This window comes from Streptomyces glaucescens (assembly GCF_002154375.1).
GTDB classification, from domain to species: Bacteria; Actinomycetota; Actinomycetes; order Streptomycetales; family Streptomycetaceae; genus Streptomyces; species Streptomyces glaucescens.
Genome location: NZ_MUND01000460.1, coordinates 1 through 4,894, shown reverse-complemented (window position 1 = coordinate 4,894; position 4,894 = coordinate 1). Strand labels below are relative to the sequence as shown.

Genomic DNA, 4,894 nt, shown 5'->3' with positions numbered 1-4,894 from the left:
CGCCCGCCCGTCCCCGCTTCTCCCGGAGCCAGGCCATGAACGTCTCGGTCGTCCTGTTCACCTGTGACCTGCGGCTGCACGACCATCCGCCGCTGCGTGCCGCGCTGGACGGCGCCCGGCAGGTCGTGCCGCTGTTCGTGCGCGACCGGGCGGTGGCCGCCGCCGGGTTCGACGCGCCGAACCGCCGGGCGTTCCTCGCCGACTGTCTGCGCGACCTGGACGCGGGGCTGCGGGAGCGCGGCGGCCGGCTCGTGGTGCGCTCGGGCGACGTCGTGGCGGAGGTGTGCCGGGTGGCCGCGGAGACGGACGCCGACGAGGTGCACCTCGCGGCCGACGTGAGCGCCTTCGCACACCGCCGCGAACGGCGGCTGCGCCGGGCGCTGGAGGCCGAGGGGCGCCGGCTGCACGTCCACGACACGGTGACGTGGGCGGTCACCCCCGGGACGGTGACCCCGTCCTCCTCCGACCACTTCGCGGTGTTCACACCGTACTTCCGGCACTGGTCGCAACACCGGCTGCGCGATCCGCTCGCCCCGCCCAGGACCGTCCGGGTGCCGGACGGGGTCGGTTCCGGGCGGCTGCCCACGCGTGAGGAGGTGTCGGAGCGGTCGGCTGGGCTGGCCGCCGGCGGCGAGCGCGAGGGCAGGCGGCGGCTCGCGGCCTGGCTGCGGTCCGGTCTCGCCGGCTACGCCGACGGCCAGGACGATCTGGCCGGCGACGCCACCTCACGGCTCTCCCCGCACCTCCACTTCGGCACCCTCTCCCCCGTCGAGCTGGTGCACCGGGCGCGCCGGGCGGGCGGTCCGGGCGCCGAGGCGTTCGTACGGCAGCTGGCCTGGCGCGACTTCCACCGCCAGGTGCTGGCGGCCCGGCCGGAGGCGGCGTCCGCCGACTACCGTACGAAGCACGACCGCTGGCGCTCCGAGCACACCGCGCACGCGGACATCGAGGCCTGGCGGGCGGGCCGCACCGGGTATCCGGTGATCGACGCGGCGATGCGCCAGCTGCGCCACGAGGGCTGGATGCACAACCGGGCACGGCTGCTCACGGCGAGTTTCCTGGCCAAGACGCTGTACGTCGACTGGCGGGTGGGCGCCCAACACTTCCTGGACCTGCTGGTGGACGGCGATCTGGCGAACAATCAGATGAACTGGCAGTGGGTGGCCGGTACCGGCACCGACACCCGGCCGAACCGGGTCCTCAACCCGGTCGTCCAGGGCAGGCGCCACGACCCCGACGGCGCGTACGTCCGGCGCTGGGTGCCGGAGCTGCGGGAGGTGGCGGGCGCCGCGGTGCACGAACCGTGGAAGCTGGGCCTCGAGCGCGCCGCGCTCGACTACCCGGAGCCCATCGTCGGCCTCGCGGAGGGCCTGGCCCGCTTCCGGGAGGCCCGGGCGCGCGAGTGAGTGGACGCCGCTCAGCGCGGCTGTGTGCCCGGGTGGGCGCCGGACGGCGCCGACAGCATCTCCAGCGCTTCGGCGAGGCCGCCCGGCCGGGGCATCCCGGACGCCGCGCGGCCGGCCCAGCCGGGTCCGCCCAGCACGACCAACGGCTGCCGGCGAGCCCGTATGGGCCCCCAGCCGAGCACCGCGCTCGCCCGCCCCGCCCTCCGGCAGTCCCCGCACGCCGAGCCGACGGCCGGCCCGGCCGTCGAGGACGCGGAGCTGGCGCGGGGTCTGGCCGCGGGCGACGAGGACTGCCTGGCCGCGGCCTACCGCCGGTGGTCGCCGCTGGTGCACACGCTGGCCCGGCGTTCGCTGGGCGACGCGAAGGAGGCCGAGGACGTCACCCAGCAGGTCTTCCTCGGGGTGTGGCGGGGCCGCCGCACCTACCGGCCGGAGCGCGGCACGGTCGCGGGCTGGATCGTCGGGATCACCCGGCGCACCATCGCGGACGCGCTCTCCGCGCGGACCCGCCGACTGGATCTGCTCGCCTCGGCGGGCTCGTCGCTGCGGCTCCCGGACCCGGAACGCCCCGAGGCCGTCCTGGACCGCGTCCTGGTCCGGCACGCGCTGTCCGCCCTGCCGGTGCCGCAACAGCGGGTGCTGCGGCTGGCGTTCTTCGAGGATCTGACCCAGCCCCAGATCGCCGAGCGCACCGGCTGGCCGCTCGGCACCGTCAAGAGCCACGCCCGCCGCGGACTGAACCGGCTGCGCGGCAGCCTCGAACAGGAGCTGTGCGGGTCCTGACCGTCCGACAGCGATACCGTGCGACCTCTCCCCCGCTCCCCGGCGGTGGGGTGCAGCCGAAACCCCCGCCCCGCCGGAAGTGACTCGCGCAGCGCCGGCCGTCGGCCCGCTGCGGGCGGGGAGCACGGGCGCTGCTTCCCGCGCGCCCCGGGGAGGGTCGGTGCTCCCCGGGGGCAGCCCGCCCGCGGGCGCCTGCGCTCGGGACAATGACCCCATGGACACCACCGCTCCGCACCCTCTCGTCGTCCGCGCCCGCCGGCTCGCGCGGGAGCTGCTCGTCCCGTGGGCCGAGCGGGTCGACCGTGAGGAGATGCCCGCCGGTCACCTGGCCGCCGTGCGGGAGTCCGGGGTGCTCGGGGCGAGCGCGCCGCGGGATTACGGCGGGGCGGGGGCGCCGGACGCGGTGGCCCGGGAGATCCAGGAGATCCTGGCCGGGGCGTGCGGCTCGACCTGGTTCGTGCAGACTCAGCACCACACACCGGTCCGGATGCTGGCCCGGTCCGGCGTCCCGGTGCGCGAGCGTCTGCTGCGCCCGCTGGCGGCCGGCGAACTGCTGGCGGGCATCGCGTACGCCCATGTGCGCGCCTACCCGCGGGTTCCGGTGCGGGCGACGGCCGAGCGCGACGGCTGGCGTTTCGACGGCACAGTGCCCTGGTACACCGGCTGGGGCCTGAACGACGTGATGCTCCTCGCGGGTGTCACCGGGGCGGGCGAGGTGGTGTTCGCGTTCACCGACGCCCGGGAGCAGCCGGGCCTGCGCGCCTCGCCCCCGATGCGGCTCGCGGCGCTCACCGCCGCCCGGACGGTGTCCCTGGAGCTGGACGGTCTGCGTGTGCCGGAGGAGTCGGTCGTGCTGCGCGCCCCGCGGGACGAGTTCGCCCGGGTCGACATCCCCCGCAGCGCGAACGTTTCTCCGGCCGTCTTCGGAGTGGCGTACGCGGCCCTGCGGCTGCTCGCGGACGCCCCCGGCGCGGAGGAGACGGCCGGGGCCCTGGGCGCCGGACTCGACGAGGTGCGCCGCCGGGCGTACGCGCTCGCCGACCACCCCGTCCCGCAGGAGCACGTCGAGGAGCGGCTGGCGCTGCGCGCCCGGGCGTTCGACCTGATGCGCGCGGCCACGACCGCGGCGGTGGTGGCCGGCGGCGGGCGGGCGATGAGCCTGGACAGCCCGGCCCAGCGGCTGGCCCGTGAGGGGATGTTCCTGCTGGTCCAGGGCCAGACGGCGCCAGTGCGCGAGGCTCAGCTGGCGGCGCTCTCCCCCTCTCCACGCGTAAAGGATGGATAAGGAGCAGAATGAGCATGCGCGGCGAGCTCGCCGCACACCACCAGACGCATTGAGGCCCGCCGGTCGAAGGAGACGAGTCATGGCCGATGTCTCGCCCACCAGGGGTGACATCACCAGCCACCCTGATGCTTCCGAAATGCGGGCCCGCCACGACCGCGTGCTCGACGGTCGCGGCGTGGCGCTCGTGGACGGACCGGTGTTCCTGCTCGGTCTGTACTGCGCCGTGTCCCCGTGGGTGGTCCACTACCGGACCAGCCAGCCCGACCTCGTGCCGCACAACCTGGTGATCGGCGTCGCGATCGGCCTGCTGGCCCTCGGTTTCACCCGGGCCCCGGAGCGCATGTACGGCCTGAGCCGGGCCTGCTGCGCACTCGGCGTTTGGATGATCGTCGCGCCGTGGATCGTCGGCGACAGCCCGGACGCCGGCGTCGTGTGGAACAACATCATCATCGGCGCCCTGGCCCTGGTCCTGGGCGTGGTCTGCGCCGCCACCGCTGCGAGGAGCGCCCCCAGGCCGTAGCGACGCGCACACGGACGGAGAAGGCCGGTCCGCCGGGACCGGCCTCGCCCCGTGCCCCGCGCGGCCCGGCCCCGGGTCCCCGCGCTCGCACACCACCCGCTCCTGCCCCACGGCCACCCCGCCCGGCTCGGCACGGACATGCGTAGGCTGGCAAGATCACGTCGCGAGGAGGGTCGTGCACCATGGTCGTGAAGGACACCGAGCTGCCGTATCTGCGGCGCTGTGTGGAGCTGGCGGAGCAGGCGCTGGACGCCGGGGACGAGCCGTTCGGGTCGGTGCTGGTCGGCGGGGACGGTGCGGTGCTCGCCGAGGACCACAACCGGGTGGCGTCCGGCGACCGCACCCGGCACCCGGAGTTCGAGCTGGCCCGCTGGTCGGCCGCGCACCTGACGCCGGAGGAGCGGGCGGCGGCCACCGTGTACACCTCCGGGGAACACTGCCCGATGTGCGCCGCCGCGCACGCCTGGGTGGGTCTCGGCCGGATCGTGTACGTGGCATCCTCCGAGCAGTTGTCCGGCTGGCTGGCGGAGTGGGGAGTGCCCGCCCCGCCGGTGCGTACGCTGCCGGTCGCGGAGGTCGCGCCGGGTGTGGCGGTCGACGGTCCGGTACCGGAACTCACCGACGCCGTACGGGCGCTGCACCGTCGGTTCTTCGCGGGCCGCGCCTCATAGCGCCAGGAGCGGTCGAGCAGCGCGTCCAAGCCCGCAGCCAGGGGTGCCGGCCCGGGGTGGGCCGGGCTCCCCGGGCGCGTCGCCCCTGCACGCGGCTCGACCACGCGTACCGCACCGACGCTGGAGACCTACCAGGACACCGTCAGGTCAGGAGCGGGTCGGCGAGGTCGCCACCGGATCCACCACGGACCCGTGACCGGCCGGCGACCCCCGTGCCCGACATCCGCAC

General features: G+C 75.7%; 6 protein-coding genes. 5 read left to right on the top strand and 1 reads right to left on the bottom strand.

Annotated elements, in window-relative coordinates:
* Nucleotides 1-35 precede the first annotated feature (35 nt).
* Entirely contained in the window at nt 36-1,406 is a 1,371-nt protein-coding gene (locus CCN42_RS27790; RefSeq protein WP_086739715.1) for a cryptochrome/photolyase family protein, read from the top strand.
* A gap of 11 nt (nt 1,407-1,417) precedes the next feature.
* Here CCN42_RS27790 and CCN42_RS45715 read toward each other — a convergent pair whose 3' ends face one another.
* Complete coding sequence (locus CCN42_RS45715; protein ID WP_281259539.1) at nt 1,418-1,543, bottom strand: hypothetical protein; 126 nt, start codon at nt 1,541-1,543, stop codon at nt 1,418-1,420.
* 25 nt (nt 1,544-1,568) lie between these two features.
* On the opposite strand from CCN42_RS45715, the gene CCN42_RS27785 reads away from it, so the two are divergent.
* The 4 genes from CCN42_RS27785 to CCN42_RS27770 all read left to right on the top strand — a co-directional run bounded on the left by CCN42_RS27785 (nt 1,569) and on the right by CCN42_RS27770 (nt 4,665).
* Nucleotides 1,569-2,189, top strand: coding sequence for a sigma-70 family RNA polymerase sigma factor (locus tag CCN42_RS27785; protein ID WP_086739713.1), 621 nt, complete (start codon nt 1,569-1,571; stop codon nt 2,187-2,189).
* Nucleotides 2,190-2,403: 214 nt separating this feature from the next.
* Complete coding sequence (locus CCN42_RS27780; RefSeq protein ID WP_086739711.1) at nt 2,404-3,474, top strand: acyl-CoA dehydrogenase family protein; 1,071 nt, start codon at nt 2,404-2,406, stop codon at nt 3,472-3,474.
* A gap of 79 nt (nt 3,475-3,553) precedes the next feature.
* Nucleotides 3,554-3,994, top strand: coding sequence for an SPW repeat protein (locus CCN42_RS27775; protein ID WP_086739709.1), 441 nt, complete (start codon nt 3,554-3,556; stop codon nt 3,992-3,994).
* 182 nt (nt 3,995-4,176) lie between these two features.
* Nucleotides 4,177-4,665: a nucleoside deaminase gene (locus CCN42_RS27770; protein ID WP_086739707.1), complete on the top strand. Its 489-nt coding sequence runs from the start codon at nt 4,177-4,179 to the stop codon at nt 4,663-4,665.
* Nucleotides 4,666-4,894: the final 229 nt, after the last annotated feature.